We start from the raw sequence: 15,728 nt of genomic DNA on the forward strand, positions 1-15,728 counted from the left end.
GGGGCTCCCGTGCCCACCACGACCGTCATTGCGAGCGGAGCGAAGCAATCCAGAATGCCAGACCAGTAGGAGGTCTGGCATTTGTTCTCTCGGTATTTCGAAATCACGATCGGAAGAATCAGGTCAGAGCATCGTACAAGTCATTCCATTGCGGATTGATCGCCTCGATCAGTGCCAATTTCTTCTTTCGGCTGCCTGCCTTGATCTGTTTCTCGCGTTCGATCGCGGCTACCATCGTTTCATGGACTTCGTACCAGACGAGCAGCTTGCACCCGTATGTCTTGGTGAATCCCGGAACGAGACCTTCACGATGTTGGTACGCGCGTTTAGGCAGGTCGCTGGTCACACCAACATAGAGCGCTCCATTGCGCCTGTTCGCCATGATGTAGACGCAGGGTTGTTTCATCGGATCGGCTACGAGGTCCGGGGCGACCGGAGTGGAGCGAGGTTATCCAGAGTCTTTTCCGCTGCCCCTGGATCGCTTCGCTGCGCTCGCGATGACGGAGTATGAGGAGGAGACGGCGCCCACCACAGCCGTCATTGCGAGCGCAGCGAAGCAATCCGGGGATTCCAGCCGATTAGAAGGTATGGATTGTTTCAGCGCAAGACCGCCTCGCAATGACCGAGGCCGCGTTATGATCCGTCGTAGCTTACACCATGCCCTTGCCGGCGTCGGAGCCCTGGCGGCGTTGGCGGGCTTGCAGGATCAGGATCACGGACAGCGCGGCGAAGATCACGACGAATGACACCGCTGATGTCAGCGTGCCCAGCGCATAGATGTCGGGCTTGGTAACGGTCGTCGTCAGGCCCTGCAATTCCAGCGGCAGCGTATTCACCGAGCCGATCGCCTGGCTGGAGCGGGCGAGCTCGTCCCAGGACAAAGTGAAGCCGAACAGGCCGATGCCGACGACGGAGGGCAGGATGATCGGGAGCACGACGTGGCGGAAGGTCTGCCAGGGGGTGGCGCCGAGGTCGCGGGCGGCTTCCTCGAGGCGGCCGTCGAAGCGGTTGAAGATCGCGAACATGATCAGGAGGCCGAACGGCAGGGTCCAGGTCAGATGCGCGCCAAGCCCTGACGTGAACAGGCCCATCGCCGTGGTGTAGCCATTGGCGAGCCAACCGAGCCCGACATCGGCGCCGTGCTTGTTGATGAAGTCGTCGATCAGGCGGAATTCCAGGGCGATGCCGAGCGAGGTGATGATCGACGGCATGATCAGGCTCGCAATCGCCGTGTAGAACAGCACCGAGGCGCCACGGAAGGGCTTGCGGAAGGCCATGCCGGCGGCGACCGACAGCACCACGGTGATCACCATGACGACGAGGCCGAGCGCCAGCGAGCGCTTGAAGGCGGCGCCGATGTCGACGATGCCGCCGCCGGAAAACACCTTGCCGAACCAGGTCAACGACACGCCGTTCATCGGAAAGGTGAGGCCGCCGTCCGGCCCCTGGAACGACAGGATGTAGATCGCGATCATCGGCCCGTACAGGAACAGCACATAGGCCGAGAAGAACAAGGCGAGGATGTAGAACGAGCGCGGCCGCTTGTCGCCCATGGCTCACAGCTCCTTGCGCACGTCGACGATCCGCGTCAGCGCGGAGATGATGATGATGGTGATGCCGAGCAGGATCACGGCATTGGCGGCGGCGGCCGGGAATTGCAGCGCGGAGAGGCGCGCTTCGATGATCTTGCCGGCGGAGGCAATCTGCTGGCCGCCCATCACGCCGATGGTGACGAAGTCGCCCATGACGATCGTGATGACGAAGATCGAGCCGATCACGATGCCGGGCTTCGACAGCGGAATGACGATGTTGACCAGTGTCTGCCAGCCCGACGCGCCGGCATCATAGGCGGCCTCGATCAGCCGCTTGTCGATGCGGATCATCGAATTGAAGATCGGCACCACCATGAAGAACGTGAACAGGTGCACCAGCGCCAGCACCACCGAAAATTCGGAGAACAGCAGCCATTCGATCGGCTTGTTGACGAATCCTGCGCCGACCAGGCCCTGGTTGACGAGGCCGTTGCGGCCGAGCAGGGGGATCCAGGCGATCATTCTGATGACGTTGGAGGTCCAGAACGGGATCGTGCACAACAGCGACAGCACGATCTGCCAGGTCTTGCTGCGAACGTGGAAGGCGAGGAAATAGGCGACCCAGAAGCCGATCATCAGCGTCAGGCCCCAGGTCAGGAGGCACAGCTTCAGCGTCTTGAGATAGGTCTTCAGGATGGTGCACAGCTCGGGCAGGTTGGCGACGCAGCCCTCGAACGTGTCGGTGTAGCCGCGGAAGCTGAACGCCGGGATCATCTCATATTCGTTGTAGTCCCAGGCGCTGACGACGACGACGAGCACGAGCGGCAACAGGAAGAACAGCGCGAACACCAGCATCATCGGGCCGGCCTGCAGCCAGGCGATCGAGCGCATGGTGATCTTGCGCAAAGCGCTCTCCGCCGGCGCCACGCTGTCAGGCGAATTGTCGATCGTCACGGCCACGGATGCAACCTGTCGTCCTGTGTGCGGGGAGAGAGACAAGGAGGCCTGCCGCGCGGGAAAGCACGGCGCGGCAGGCCGGGATCGTCACATCAGGCGGCGATGAACTCGTTCCATTTGCGGACCATGTAGTCGTTCTCGTCCATGACCGCGTTCCAGCACACGACGTTGCCCATGCGGTCCTCGTAGGAGCCGCCATCGCGCACGGCGCCGGCCTTCTCCATCAGGGTGCCGTCCGGCGCCTTGATGTCGGCCTTCGCCGGCTTGCCTTCCATCCAATAGCCCCACTCGTCCTCGGTCATGTTGGCCTTGGCGGTGGAGAGCACGGCCGAGTAGTAGCCCTGGCGGTTGAGATAGGCGCCGGCCCAGCCGGACAGGTACCAGTTGACGAACTCGTAGGCCCAGTCGAGCTTCGGGCCGCCGGCCACCGCCTTGGAGACGCAGAAGCCCGAGGCCCATGAGCGGTAGCCTTCCTTGAGCGGCTGGAAGGTGCAGGGGATGCCCATCGAGCGCACCTTGGTGACCGCCGGCGACCACATCGACTGGATCACGGTCTCGCCCGAGGCCATCAGGTTGACGGACTCGTTGAAGTCCTTCCAGAACGCGCGGAACTGGCCGGCCTTCTTGGCCTCGGTCAGCACCTTCATCGTCAGGTCGATCTCGGCCTTGGTCATGTTGCCCTTGTCGGCATATTTGTACTGGCCGGTCGCCTCGACGACGAGGGCGGCGTCCATGATGCCGATCGAGGGGATGTTGAGGATCGAGGCCTTGCCCTTGAATTCGGGGTTGAGCAGCTCGGCCCAGGAGTCGATCGGGCGCTTGATCAGGTCGGGACGGATGCCGAGCGTGTCGGCGTTGTACACGGTCGGGATCAAGGTGACGAACTCGGTCGGCGTCGCCGAGAACGTCTTGGAGTTCGGGCCGTCGAGATAGAGCACCTTCCACGGCGCGGTGCCCTGGCCGCCGATCTTCTTGCCGTTCGGCAGCTCGCCCTTGGTGAAGACGGGCGTGATGTTGTCGAACTCCTTGATCTTGCGCGCGTCGAGCGGAAAGATGTTGCCGGACGGCACCAGCTTCTTCAGCGAGAAATATTCGGTGTCGAGCACGTCGAAGGAGTTCGGCTGGGTGATGACGCGCTTGGTCACGTCGTCGGTCGTCGCCGTGATGTATTCGATCTTGATGCCGGTGTCGGCGAGGCATTTCTTCGAGATCTCGTCGCCCTCGTTCACGGCGGTGCCGAGATAGCGCAGCACCTTGGCGTCGGCTGCGTGGACATAGGGCGCGCTGAGCAGCGTGCCCGAGCCGGCGAGACCGGCGACGCCCGCCGCGCCCTTGAGCAGCGCGCGGCGGCTGATGGATGTTGTCTTCGATCGGTCGGTCATGATCATCTCCTTGGGAAAACGAGCAAACGAAATCAGGCGACCAGCTCAGCGGCCGGTGCGGCTGCGGCTGCGGGACGGGTCGTCAGCGCATCGGCGAGCGCCGGATTCCAGGTGACGACGACGCGCTCGCCGATGCTGTGGGTCTGTGCATCGAACTGATCGTCGCTGAGCTGCGCCGAGATCTCGGGGCCGCCATCGGTCGCCACCGCGACCAGCACATAGGTGCCCTGATATTCGATCTTGCTGATCGTGCCCGGCACGGCCGGACCGTCGACCGCCGCATTCGGCGCCTTGAGCTGGATGCGGTCGACGCGTACGGCAAAGGTCTCGCCGTTCAGCGGGATCACGTTGTGACCGCCGATGAAGCGGGCGGCGAATTCGGTGCGTGGATGATTGAAGATCTCGCGCGGGCTGCCCTGCTGCTCGATGCGGCCGCCATTCATCAGCACCACGAGGTCGGACAGCGCCATGGCCTCGTCCTGGCCATGGGTGACATGGACGAAGGTGAGGCCGAGCTCGCGCTGCAGCCGCTTCAGCTCGGCGCGCATGCGCAGGCGCAGGAACGGGTCGAGCGCCGACAGCGGCTCGTCGAGCAGCAGGATCTGCGGCGAGGTGATCAATGCGCGCGCCAGCGCCACGCGCTGTTGTTGTCCGCCGGAGAGCTGCGCCGGCAGGCGGCCGGCATAGCCCTGCATGTCCACCAGCTCGAGCAGCTCGCGTGCCTTGGCGTGGCGCTCGGGCTTGGACACGCCTTTCATCTTCAACGCAAACGCCACGTTGTCGATGACCGAGAGATGCGGAAACAGCGCGTAGGACTGGAACATCATCGCGGTGCCGCGCCCAGCAGGCGGCAGCTCGGTCACGTTCTTGGCGCCGACGATGATGTCGCCCGATGTCGCCGATTCATGGCCGGCGATCATGCGCAGGGTGGAGGTCTTGCCGCAGCCGGACGGACCAAGCAGGCAACAATAGGAGCCGGCGGGAATCCGCAGGTCGATTGCGTCGACGGCGGTGACGTGACCGTACATCTTCGTCACCCTCACCAGTTCCAAGCTCGCGCCCGCCGCCATCCGCCCTCCGTCGTCCTGTCGCGTGTCGGTCATGATCGCGGCTCGCTCCATCGGGCGGCTGCGATCCGATCCGTCTGATGTCTGCAACGGATATGCCAAGGGTCGCCGTGGGGGCGGGGCAGTGCGCGAAGATTGCGCGTTGGGCGAGATGCGTATGCAACGCTCGAAAGGGCATTCCCCGGTCCCGGCGGCAGCCCGCTCAGATCGGGCGCCGATCCGGCCAAACAGCCGCGCCCACGCCGATGTGGAGGCATTTTGCCCTTGTCCTTTCGTGCTCCGGGCGTGCTGCGCGATGGGCTGCAATCGATGGTGGAAGGGCGGGGCGCATCCTCGCGCCGCGGCAGTGGTGTGCTGCCGGTGCCGTCCTTGTTCGATCGATCCGCCCGTGATTGCTGCCGCAGCCTTATCTTGCCTCAATATTAGGCATCGTTGCCGTCTGGAGGCAAGGCAGCTTGATCAGTGACAAGGCGGCGCAGGCTCCGCGGCATGCAGGCAGGCCGGGCGGGACGCTAGACCCGCCTTGCCCGCGATCTGGCCTGCGCGGCGGCCACCAGCATGCGCTCGGCGATGTCACGCAGCTCGCTGACCGCGATTGGATCGGAGGCGGCGAACGCGTCATAGGAGTCGGTTGCGATCGGAAACCAGCGGTAGAAGCGGGCCTCCTCATAGAGCACCCGGACAGCGGCATCGATCTCGGCTGGCATTGTTGCGGGATATTGCATGCCCATCCATCCGGACTGGTGGGATCAGTGATGATCGCTGTGATCGGGCAGGCCGAGGCCGAACACTTTCACCAGATCGTCGACCTGCTGCGGCGAGAGGTGACGTGGGTTGAGCCCGCGCAGCAGCAGATACAGCTTTGCGGTCTCCTCGAGCTCCTCCATCGCGAACACGGCGGCTTCCAGCGTATCGCCGGACACCACCGGCCCGTGATTGGCGAGCAGCACCGAGGCGTATTTGCCGGCGAGACCCTTGATGGCATCGGCTACCGCGGGATCGCCGGGACGATGATAGGGCACCAGCGCGGTCTGACCGCAGCGCATTAAATAATAAGGTGTCAGCGGCGGCAGCGCGGCGCGCGGATCGATGTCCGGCAGCATCGAGATCGCGACCGAATGGGTCGAGTGCAGATGCACCACGGCGCGGGCAGCATCGCGCGTCTGGTACAGCGCGGTGTGCAGCGGCACCTCCTTGGTCGGCGCGTCGCCCGAGACCAGCTTTCCCGCGGCATCGAGCCGCGACAAACGGGCCGGATCGAGGAAGCCGAGCGAGGCATTGGTCGGCGTGACCAGCCAGCCGCCATCATCGAGCCGCACGCTGATGTTGCCGGAAGAGCCCGGCGTCAGCCCGCGCTCGAACAGCGAGCGGCCGAACCGGCAGATGGCCTCGCGAATCGCAGTTTCCGCCACGGGACTTTCCTCGCATTTCGCTCTTTGGCCGCTTTGTCTCACGCTTTGGCAACGCGGCCAAGCCGTGATACCCAGAGTGCAGTCCGGGGCAACCGGACGTCACCAGGAAACGCTTCAGGGATCTGCCGCATGCCGTCGCCATCGCAATTGAAAGTCGCCGTGATCGGGCTTGGCTCGATGGGGTTCGGCATGGCGACCTCGCTGAAACGCGCAGGCTTCGAGGTGACCGGATGCGATGTCTCGGCGGATGCCGTAGCGCGCCTCGTCGCCGACGGCGGCAAGGGCGCGGCGAGCCCGGCCGAGGCGGCGCGAGGCGCCGACATCGTGGTCAGTGTCGTCGTCAACGCGGCGCAGACGGAAGCCATCCTGTTCGGCCCGGGCGGTGCTGTCGAAACCATGCCGAAGGACTCCGTGTTCGTCTCCTCCGCGACCATGGACCCTGACGTCGCGCGGCGGCTCGCGAAGCAGCTCGAAGCCACCGGCCGGCACTACCTCGACGCGCCGATCTCCGGCGGCGCGCAGCGCGCCGCGCAGGGCGAGCTGACGATCCTGGCCTCGGGCAGCGCGGCTGCGTTTGCCAAGGCGCGGCCGGCGCTCGATGCGATGGCGGCCAAGCTCTATGAGCTCGGCGATGCGGCCGGGCAGGGCGCCGCGTTCAAGATGATCAACCAGCTGCTCGCCGGCGTGCACATCGCCGCTGCCAGCGAGGCCATCGCCTTCGCCGCCAAGCAGGGCCTCGACATCCGCAAGGTCTATGAGGTCATCACAGCCTCGGCCGGCAATTCCTGGATGTTCGAGAACCGCATGCCGCACGTCCTCGACGGCGACTACACGCCGCGCAGTGCGGTCGAGATCTTCGTCAAGGATCTCGGCATCATCCAGGACATGGCGCGCAGCCATCGTTTTCCGGTGCCAGTCTCGGCCGCCGCGCTGCAGATGTTCCTGATGACGTCGGCCGCCGGCATGGGCCGCGACGACGACGCCTCGGTGGCGCGGATGTACGCGCAGGTCACCGGCACGACGCTGCCGGGCTCCTCCAAGTAGCAAGCAGTACGACGAGTTTTCACGCCATGCCCCGTTTCGCCGCCAATCTCTCGATGATGTTCACCGAGCATCCGTTCCTCGATCGCTTCGCGGCCGCCGCCAAGGCCGGCTTCACCGCGGTCGAATTCCTGTTTCCCTATGATCATCCGGCCGAGGAGGTCGGCAAGCGGCTGCACGGCAACGGCCTGGCGCAAGCGCTGTTCAACCTGCCGCCCGGCAACTGGGATGCCGGCGAGAAGGGCTTTGCCGCGCTGCCCCAGCGCTTCGATGATCTCAAGGCGAGCCTCGAGACGGCGCTGCCCTATGCCAAGGCCACCGGCGTGAAACGGCTGCACATGATGGCGGGCATCGCCGAACGTAGTGATGCGAAGGCCGTGGAAGCCTACACCAAGTCGGTGGCCTGGGCGGCGGAGTTCTTCGCGCCCCATGGCCTCGACGTCGTGATCGAGCCGATCAATGCGCGCAACGTGCCCGGCTACTTCCTCAACGATTTCGGCTTTGCCCGCGATCTCATCCGCGAGCTGAAGATTCCCAATCTCAAGCTGCAGTTCGACATCTATCACTGCCAGATCATCCATGGCGACGTCACCATGCGGCTGCGCGAGATGATGGACATCATCGGCCACATCCAGATCGCCAGCATCCCCTCGCGCAACGAGCCCGACGGCGAGGAGCTGAACTATCCGTTCCTGTTCGCCGAGCTCGACCGGCTCGGCTATGCCGGCTTCGTCGGCTGCGAGTACAATCCGCGCGGTCGCACCGAGGACGGGCTCGGCTGGTTTGCGCCCTACAAGGGAGTGAAGCCGTGACCTTGAAACTCGGCTGCATCGCCGATGACTACACCGGCGCCTCCGACCTCGCCAACACCTTGACTCGCGCCGGCCTGCGCACGGTGCAGACGATCGGCGTGCCGGCTGATGACCTCACGCTGCCGGAGGTCGATGCCGTCGTGGTGTCGCTGAAGAGCCGGTCGATCGAGGCTTCGTTCGCCGTGGCCCGCTCACGCGAGGCCGACAAATGGCTGCGCGCACGGGGTGCCGACCACGTGCTGTTCAAGATCTGCTCGACGTTCGATTCCACCGACGCCGGCAATATCGGCCCTGTCATGGACGCGCTCGCCGGCGATGCGGGCGACGGCATCGTGCTGGTGACCCCGGCCTTCCCGGAAACCAGGCGGACCGTCTATCAAGGCAACCTCTTCGTCGGCAGCGTGCCGCTCAACGAGAGCCCGCTCAAGGATCATCCGCTCAACCCGATGCACGACGCCAATCTGGTGCGCGTGCTGGCGCGCCAGAGCCGCAGGAAAATCGGCTTGGTCGACCTCGCCGCTGTCGTGCACGGGCCGGAGGCGATCGGCCACAGGCTGCAGGAATTGGCCGCGCAGGGCATTGGTGCGGCGATCGTCGACGCCGTGTTCGACGCCGACCTGATTGCGATCGGCGCGGCCGCCTTGAAGAACCGGGTCTCTGTCGGCGCGTCCGGCATCGGGCTCGGGCTGGCGCGCGCTTTGGTCGAGGCCGGGCACGTGCATACCCACGGCTTGGCGCATCACGCGGATGCACCCGTCGGCGGCATGGCGGCCTGCCTCGCCGGAAGCTGCTCGCAGGCGACGCTGCAGCAGATTGCGCAGGCCGAGACCATCATGCCGGTGCTGCATCTCGATGCGGCGGGCCTGGTCGCCGGTCCGGACGAGGCGCAGCGAGCGCTGGCCTGGGCGCGTGAGCGCATTGCCAAGGGGCCTGTGCTGATTGCCTCCAGCGCGACGCCGGATCAGGTCAGCGCGCTGCAATCCAGGCACGGCCGCGAAGCGGCGGGGCACGCCATCGAGCAGGCGATGGCCGATCTCGCCGAGGGGCTGATTGAGGCCGGCGTGCGGCGGTTGATCGTCGCCGGCGGCGAGACCTCGGGCGCCGTCGTTGACCGGCTGGGGATTCCCGGCTTCCTCGTTGGTCCAGAGATCGCGGCCGGCGTGCCAGTGCTTCGCGCAATCGGCGCGCAGGGCGGCGACATGCTGCTGGCGCTGAAGTCCGGCAATTTCGGCGGGCCGCAGTTCTTCGCCGACGCGCTCGGGCTGATGCGCTAACTGCGCGTCAGCCGACTGCCGGCTGCGTCGGCCTGTGCCGGATTTTGGAACGACGTGCTGGGCCTCGGTCCCGATCTCATCATCTGCTTAGTTTGTGAGCCGTCGCTCGGCACGGCAGCGCCGCCGTGCCGCCATAAGCATCGGGACGCACACTGAAAAAGCAGAAGTTTTTTGCGTGTAATGCCCGATAACTCCCGTAAATTAACGGTCTCTAGGGACCTCACCGCTATACCTCCAGTACGGACCGTCGCGTGACGCGTCCATCTGTGGGTAGGGCAATGAAACTGAATCGGATCGGCTACAAACTCGGGCTTGCTGGCGCCATCGGCGCATCTCTCGCGGTCGGCATGATCGCAAATCAGATGATTGCCGAGAGAGCGGTCAACGAAGCCAATCAGCGGGCGGAGAGCTCCCGGCGCGTGGTCGAGAGCGTCATGTCGGCCAGCATCAACATGCAGCAGACCCAGCTCGCGGGCCGCTCGGCCCGGCTGGCGCGGGTGCCGGCCGATGCCGAGAAGGCCGCTGCCGACATTCAGCAGTTCTCGGCCGCGATGGTCACGGACATCGACGGCGCCCTTGCGAACGTGGCGACGGCCGAAAATCGGTCTCGGCTGAGCCGGCTCAAGGAGCTGATGACGAACTACGCCGCCGGCGCGGTGGAGCTTGCCCAGGCGCAGAAGGCGCTGCTGCTGCAGATCGACAAGCGGAGCGCGGTCTCCAACGAGTGGACCAACGGTCTCAAGGCGCTGCTCGCCTCGCCGGCGCTGCCGAAACTTGCCTTCCGCGAGCGCGTCGAGCGGCAGCTTCATGCGGCCGATGCCAAGCTGAACTACATGCGGTCCCAGGCCTGGCGGTTCGGCATGACCGGGGATGCCGTGACGATCGCGCATCTGAAGCAGACGGTGCCGATCCTGAAGAGCTCGCTGACCGATGCCCGCATGCTGGCCGATGATCGCGAGATCCAGGCGACGATCAGCAAGCTCAACGGCATTGCGTCGGACTTCGTCGCTGCGAACGACGAGGTGGTCAAGATCGAAGGAATCAAGGAAGCGGTGCTGCGCGACCGTACGCTAGTCTATCTCGGCGAGGCCGACGAACTCATGACGGCAGCGATCCAGGATGCCCGCGCGCGCAACGCCAGCGCAAGATATGATGCCGACGAGGTGGCCGCGCAGGCGAGCCGCATCATGCTGATCGTCGGACTGGCCGTCCTGGCATCCGTGCTCAGCTCGGTCGTCTTCTCGTTCCTGGGAATCGCCCGTCCGTTGACGCGGCTGAACGCGGCGCTCGGCGAGATGGCGCGTGGCCGGCTCGACATCGTCATCCCCGGTGCATCGCGCGGCGACGAGATCGGCGATCTTGCCAAGACCGTGACGGTGATCCGGGGCAACGCGGAGGAGAAGGCGCGTGCCGAGGCCGAAACGAAGAATGCACAGGACGCGATCGCGGCGCGCCAGCGCAAGGCCGACATGCAGCGGCTGGCCGAGCAGTTCGAAGCCGCGGTCGGCGAAATCGTGAACACCGTCTCGTCGGCCTCGAGCCAGCTCGAGCAGTCCGCCACCACGCTGACCCAGGCCGCGACGCGCTCGCAGGGCTTGACGACGGCGGTTGCGTCCGCCTCGGAGGAAGCCACGACCAACGTCCAGTCGGTGGCGTCTGCGACCGAGCAGATGGCCTCGTCGGTCACCGAGATCAGCCGTCAGGTGCAGGAATCGGCGCGCATCGCCAACGACGCCGTCGGCCAGGCCCGCACCACGACCGGGCGTGTCAGCGAGCTGTCCAAGGCGGCCACCCGCATCGGCGATGTCGTCGAACTGATCAACACGATTGCCGGCCAGACCAACCTGCTGGCGCTCAACGCCACCATCGAGGCGGCGCGCGCCGGCGACGCCGGCCGCGGCTTCGCGGTCGTCGCCTCCGAGGTCAAGGCGCTGGCGGAGCAGACCGCGAAGGCAACCGGCGAGATCGGCCAGCAGATCTCGAGCATCCAGGTCGCGACGCAGGAGTCGGTCAGCGCCATCAAGGAGATCTCCTCCACGATCGAGAAGCTGTCGGAAATCTCCTCGACCATCGCAGCGGCCGTCGAAGAGCAGGGTGCGGCGACGCAGGAGATCTCACGCAACGTTCAGCAGGCCGCGCATGGCACGCAGCAGGTCTCGTCCAACATCGCCGATGTCGAGCGCGGCGCGGCCGAGACCGGGTCGGCCTCGGCCCAGGTGCTCTCAGCGGCACAGGCGCTGTCCGGCGACAGCAATCGCCTCAAGCAGGAGGTCGCGAGCTTCCTCGGCTCGGTGCGGGCGGCGTAACGCTGAGTCGCGGAAGCGACGAACTGCTGGTCGCGCGGGGGATTGGAAGGCCGGAGCATCGAACGCTCCGGCCTTCTGCGTTTTCTGGCCCAACAGGGACAGTCCGCGGCCCCGTCGCCCGCGGCTTTTCTGTTCGCGCTACATCGACGCCGGAAAACTAACCTGCGTAGTCAATCTGCGTTTTTAACTTGCGTTAAGAGTCGGCGTGTAGGGTCTGGTCATTCGCGGCCAACGCGCAGTCGAGCCCCACGGGCAAACGGCGCTTCTCTCGTTCGGTCGCACGGCATGAGATGACGCGCCGCACGGCCAAGCCGGAGCGCGTTACCGATCTGGACGGGCAACGATCACTTTTCGATCGCTGCTCCGTATTTGCACGGACATGGTCTTAACCAGACTTAATTTTGGCTCCCGTAGCTTCCACGCGTGGGCTGCGGGCCCGTTTGCGTGACGACGAGGCGAGCCCACGCCCGTCGACGTGATCTGTCCCCGAGCGCCCCCAGCATGAGTCGCGCCGTGGAGACCGACATGTCCTTTGCAATGCCCCATCGCCTCAAGCTCACCATCGGGATCAAGATCTATGCCCTGATCGGTCTGAGCTTCCTCGGCCTGATCGGCCTGACTGCCTTCAATTCCCGCGAGCTCGCCGCAGGCCTCAAGCAGCAGAAGCAGCTCGAGCTCCGGCATCTGACCGAGCTCGCGCTCGGCATCTTCGCCGAGGAGCATGCGGCCGCGCAGAAGGGGACGATCTCGGTCGCCGAGGCGCAGAAGCGCGCTCTCGAGCGCGCCTCCCAGCTGCGCTATGGCGGCAATGAGTATTTCTTCGTCACGGACATGACCGCGAAGATGCTGATGCATCCGATCTCGACCAAGCTGGTCGGGCAGGACGTCGCGGACATGAAGGATCCGAACGGCAAGAAGCTGTTCATCGAGATGATCGATGTGGTTCGCCAGCATGGCCGCGGCTTCGTCGACTACGATTGGCCGAAGCCCGGCTCCGAGACGCCGCAGCCCAAGCTGACCCATGTCGCGGGGTTCGCACCCTGGAATTGGCTGGTCGGAACCGGCGTCTATATCGATGACCTCTCGGCGCAGGCCTGGGCCTCGACGCGGCAGTCGTTGACGGCGGCCGGAATCGTGCTGCTGATCCTGCTCGTCGTGTCGACGCTCGTCGGGCGCGGCATCACCAACCCGCTGCATCGCATGACCAGCGCGATGAAGAGCCTCGCCGGCGGCCGTCTCGACGTCGAGGTCCCCGGCGTGGGACGCGGCGACGAGATCGGCGAGATGGCCGGCGCCGTCGAGGTGTTCAAGAGCAATGCGGTCGCACGTCACGCGCTGGAAGCGGAGCAGAAGGAAGCCGAGCAGCGGGCGCTGGCCCGCCGCAAGGCCGATATGCACAAGATGGCCGACGACTTCGAAAGCGCCGTTGGCGAGATCGTTGAGACGGTCTCGTCGGCTTCGTCCAGGCTGGAAGTGTCGGCGGACACGTTGAGCAAGACCGCGGTCCGCGCCGGCGAGCTCGCAACCACGGTGGCGGCCGCGTCGGAGGAAGCGTCCACCAACGTGCAGTCCGTCGCCTCGGCCACCGAGGAGATGACGTCCTCGGTCACCGAGATCGGCCGCCAGGTGCATGAATCGGCGCGCATGGCCAATGAAGCGGTCGAGCAGGCGAAGAAGACCAACGAGCGGGTGAGCGAGCTGTCGCGCGCGGCGAGCCGCATCGGCGACGTGGTCGAGCTGATCAACAGCATTGCCGGGCAGACCAATCTGCTGGCGCTGAACGCCACCATCGAGGCGGCGCGTGCCGGCGAGGCGGGGCGGGGCTTTGCCGTGGTCGCCGCCGAGGTCAAGGCGCTGGCGGAGCAGACCGCCAAGGCGACCGACGAGATCGGCCAGCAGGTGGCCGGCATCCAGGCGGCGACACAGGAATCGGTCGCGGCGATCAGGCTGATCTCCGGCAGCATCGAGCGGCTGTCGGAGGTTTCCTCGACGATTGCTGCCGCCGTCGAAGAGCAGAACGCCGCGACCAAGGAAATCTCGCGCAACGTGCAGCAGGCGGCGCACGGCACGCAGCAGGTTTCCGTCAACATCACCGACGTGCAGCGCGGCGCGACCGAGACCGGCTCGGCGTCGACCCAGGTGCTGGAGGCGGCCCAGGGTCTGTCGACAGACAGCAACCGCCTCAAGCGCGAGGTCAGCCGCTTCCTGCAGACGGTCCGCGCGGCCTGAGAGGCCTGCAGCAATCTCATCAGCTAAATCCGCGATCCAACCAACGTGTCTCAACGAGTTTGAAGCTCCGCCATGATCACCTTTCTTGACTTCCGGCCCCGCCACGAGGTGGTAAGCCGGATGCGATCGTTCGCGAATTCCTCGGCGATCATCCTTGCCCTCATGTTCACTACATCGATCCATGCAGCGCCCGGCGACAACCTCGCCGTCGTGCGCGACCTCAGTGGCAGGATCGGTCCCGTCATCGGGGCGGCCCTTGCCTGCAGCGATATCCCTCGGCCGCGTATCCAAGCCATCATCGGCAAGTTCCAGGCCGTCATCCGGGAGGCCTCGAACAACGACGGCGATCGAAACGAGCTGACGCGCCAGTTCGACCGCTTCATCGCCGACGGTCGCGCGGCCGTGGCGAGTGGCCGCCAGGACTGCCGACGGGCCGAACTCCAGCTTGGAGACATCGAACGATCGATCGGCGCACCCGCAACGGCGGCCGGCGCGCCGCCGGATGCGACGCTCCCGGTCGCTGCGGCTGGCGCGACGAGTGCTGTGCCTGCTCCATCGGTTCGCGGCGTCACGGAGCGTGACGTCACGTTCGGCAGCGTCTTGCCGCTGTCGGGCGCGAACAAGGAATCAGGACGTCTGCTCAAGGTCGGTATCGAAGCCGCCTTCAACCATGCCAACGACGCCGGCGGGGTCAATGGCCGGATGCTCAAGCTCGCCGTCGCCGATGACGGCTATGATCCGAACCGCACGCTCGATGCCATGAAGCAGCTCTACGAGAAGGAGCGCGTGTTCGGCTTCGTCGGCAGTTTCGGGACCGTGACCGCGGCCGTTGCAATTCCATATTCGCTCGAGCGCCGGATGCTGTTCTTCAGCCCCTACACCGGTGCGAACGTCTCGCGCCACGATCCGCCGGACCGCTACGTCTTCAACTATCGCCCGAGCTATTCGGAAGAAGCCGATGCGCTGGTCCGTTACCTGGTGAAGCTGCGCCGAGTGCCGCCGCGCCAGATCGCGCTGTTCGCGCAGGACGATTCGTTCGGGGATGCAGGCTTTGCCGGCGTGGCGAAGGCATTTCGCGTCCTGGGCCTCAGCGACGCTGCGATCCTGCGCGTCAACTACACCCGCAACACCGTGGATGTGGAGCCCGCGATCAACCAGCTCAAGGCGCAGAAGGTGCCCGTCCGTGCGGTCATCATGGTCGCGACTTCGCGCGCGGCAGCGAAGTTCATCGAAAAGGCGCGCGACGCGCTTCCCGGCGTCGTCTTCGTCAATGTGTCGGCGGTCGGTGCATCGGCGCTTGCCAACGAGCTCATGCTGCTTGGTTCGCGATACGCCTCCGGGGTCATCGTGACCCAGACCGTTCCCGCCGTCTCCGGCTATTCGAGCGTGGTGCTCGACTACAAGGCCGCGCTGGCGAAGCATTTCCCCGGCGAGCCGCCGGACTACACCTCGCTCGAGGGCTACATCGAGGCGAGCATCCTGATTCAAGCCCTTAAAAAGGCCGGTTCGCAGCTCGATACCGAGCGGTTGATCGATACCCTCGAGTCGATGCGTAACATCGATCTCGGTCTTGGAGCCTTGCTCAACTTCGGCCCCGCCGAACATCAGGCCTCGCACAAGATCTGGGGCACGGCGCTCGACGAGACCGGCGCCTATCAGGCGATCGAGCTGGAGTGACCCGCGGCGCGGGATAAAAAGGGGGGAGCGAGCGCCAGC

Annotated in this window: 13 protein-coding genes; 6 read left to right on the forward strand and 7 right to left on the reverse strand. The window is 65.5% G+C overall.

Features of this window, described 5'->3' with window-relative positions; translation table 11 throughout:
* Positions 1-118 precede the first annotated feature (118 nt).
* From QX121_RS22265 to QX121_RS22295, 7 genes are all read right to left on the reverse strand, one after another.
* The gene (locus tag QX121_RS22265) at positions 119-406 is read right to left on the reverse strand and encodes a GIY-YIG nuclease family protein (RefSeq protein WP_315798110.1); all 288 of its coding nucleotides are present in this window, start codon (positions 404-406) and stop codon (positions 119-121) included.
* A gap of 244 nt (positions 407-650) precedes the next feature.
* Positions 651-1,553 (reverse strand): ABC transporter permease, encoded by a 903-nt coding sequence (locus QX121_RS22270; RefSeq protein WP_315813040.1) that lies wholly within the window; start codon positions 1,551-1,553, stop codon positions 651-653.
* Positions 1,554-1,556: 3 nt separating this feature from the next.
* Positions 1,557-2,492, reverse strand: coding sequence for an ABC transporter permease (locus QX121_RS22275; protein WP_315798109.1), 936 nt, complete (start codon positions 2,490-2,492; stop codon positions 1,557-1,559).
* A gap of 89 nt (positions 2,493-2,581) precedes the next feature.
* Complete coding sequence (locus QX121_RS22280; RefSeq protein WP_315813041.1) at positions 2,582-3,871, reverse strand: PotD/PotF family extracellular solute-binding protein; 1,290 nt, start codon at positions 3,869-3,871, stop codon at positions 2,582-2,584.
* 32 nt (positions 3,872-3,903) lie between these two features.
* Positions 3,904-4,941 (reverse strand): ABC transporter ATP-binding protein, encoded by a 1,038-nt coding sequence (locus tag QX121_RS22285; protein ID WP_315813092.1) that lies wholly within the window; start codon positions 4,939-4,941, stop codon positions 3,904-3,906.
* A gap of 509 nt (positions 4,942-5,450) precedes the next feature.
* A complete protein-coding gene (locus QX121_RS22290) occupies positions 5,451-5,663 on the reverse strand; it encodes a hypothetical protein (protein WP_315779612.1) in 213 nt (70 codons plus the stop codon).
* A 24-nt stretch (positions 5,664-5,687) separates the two neighbouring features.
* Positions 5,688-6,350, reverse strand: coding sequence for an aldolase (locus tag QX121_RS22295; protein ID WP_315779614.1), 663 nt, complete (start codon positions 6,348-6,350; stop codon positions 5,688-5,690).
* Positions 6,351-6,470: 120 nt separating this feature from the next.
* Between QX121_RS22295 and ltnD the strand changes: the two genes are divergently transcribed.
* The 6 genes from ltnD (at position 6,471) to QX121_RS22325 (ending at position 15,689) form a co-directional block, all read left to right on the forward strand.
* Entirely contained in the window at positions 6,471-7,394 is a 924-nt protein-coding gene (gene ltnD, locus QX121_RS22300) for an L-threonate dehydrogenase (RefSeq protein WP_409999360.1), read from the forward strand.
* 26 nt (positions 7,395-7,420) lie between these two features.
* Positions 7,421-8,203, forward strand: coding sequence for a 2-oxo-tetronate isomerase (otnI, locus tag QX121_RS22305; protein WP_315813043.1), 783 nt, complete (start codon positions 7,421-7,423; stop codon positions 8,201-8,203).
* Positions 8,200-9,477 carry a 3-oxo-tetronate kinase gene (otnK, locus tag QX121_RS22310; RefSeq protein WP_315813044.1) on the forward strand — a complete coding sequence of 426 codons (1,278 nt, stop codon included), beginning with the start codon at positions 8,200-8,202 and terminating at the stop codon, positions 9,475-9,477. Before otnI ends, otnK begins: the two co-directional genes overlap by 4 nt.
* A gap of 278 nt (positions 9,478-9,755) precedes the next feature.
* Positions 9,756-11,783: a methyl-accepting chemotaxis protein gene (locus QX121_RS22315; protein WP_315813045.1), complete on the forward strand. Its 2,028-nt coding sequence runs from the start codon at positions 9,756-9,758 to the stop codon at positions 11,781-11,783.
* 525 nt (positions 11,784-12,308) lie between these two features.
* The gene (locus tag QX121_RS22320; RefSeq protein WP_315737241.1) at positions 12,309-14,012 is read left to right on the forward strand and encodes a methyl-accepting chemotaxis protein; all 1,704 of its coding nucleotides are present in this window, start codon (positions 12,309-12,311) and stop codon (positions 14,010-14,012) included.
* Positions 14,013-14,174: 162 nt separating this feature from the next.
* On the forward strand, positions 14,175-15,689 hold the full coding sequence (locus QX121_RS22325) for an ABC transporter substrate-binding protein (RefSeq protein WP_315813046.1): 1,515 nt from the start codon (positions 14,175-14,177) through the stop codon (positions 15,687-15,689).
* The last annotated feature ends 39 nt before the right edge of the window (positions 15,690-15,728 follow it).

Origin of the sequence: Bradyrhizobium sp. SZCCHNR2028 (assembly GCF_032380995.1) — a bacterium.
Classification (GTDB): Bacteria; Pseudomonadota; Alphaproteobacteria; order Rhizobiales; family Xanthobacteraceae; genus Bradyrhizobium.

What these genes read in the sequence shown, in the direction of transcription:
- QX121_RS22325 (WP_315813046.1), top strand. Translation starts at nt 14,175, where the DNA reads ATGTTCACTACATCGATCCATGCAGCGCCCGGCGACAACCTCGCCGTC.
- QX121_RS22270 (WP_315813040.1), bottom strand. Translation starts at nt 1,553, where the DNA reads ATGGGCGACAAGCGGCCGCGCTCGTTCTACATCCTCGCCTTGTTCTTC.
- QX121_RS22265 (WP_315798110.1), bottom strand. Translation starts at nt 406, where the DNA reads ATGAAACAACCCTGCGTCTACATCATGGCGAACAGGCGCAATGGAGCG.
- QX121_RS22280 (WP_315813041.1), bottom strand. Translation starts at nt 3,871, where the DNA reads ATGACCGACCGATCGAAGACAACATCCATCAGCCGCCGCGCGCTGCTC.
- QX121_RS22290 (WP_315779612.1), bottom strand. Translation starts at nt 5,663, where the DNA reads ATGCAATATCCCGCAACAATGCCAGCCGAGATCGATGCCGCTGTCCGG.
- QX121_RS22285 (WP_315813092.1), bottom strand. Translation starts at nt 4,941, where the DNA reads ATGGCGGCGGGCGCGAGCTTGGAACTGGTGAGGGTGACGAAGATGTAC.
- QX121_RS22320 (WP_315737241.1), top strand. Translation starts at nt 12,309, where the DNA reads ATGTCCTTTGCAATGCCCCATCGCCTCAAGCTCACCATCGGGATCAAG.
- otnI (WP_315813043.1), top strand. Translation starts at nt 7,421, where the DNA reads ATGCCCCGTTTCGCCGCCAATCTCTCGATGATGTTCACCGAGCATCCG.
- QX121_RS22315 (WP_315813045.1), top strand. Translation starts at nt 9,756, where the DNA reads ATGAAACTGAATCGGATCGGCTACAAACTCGGGCTTGCTGGCGCCATC.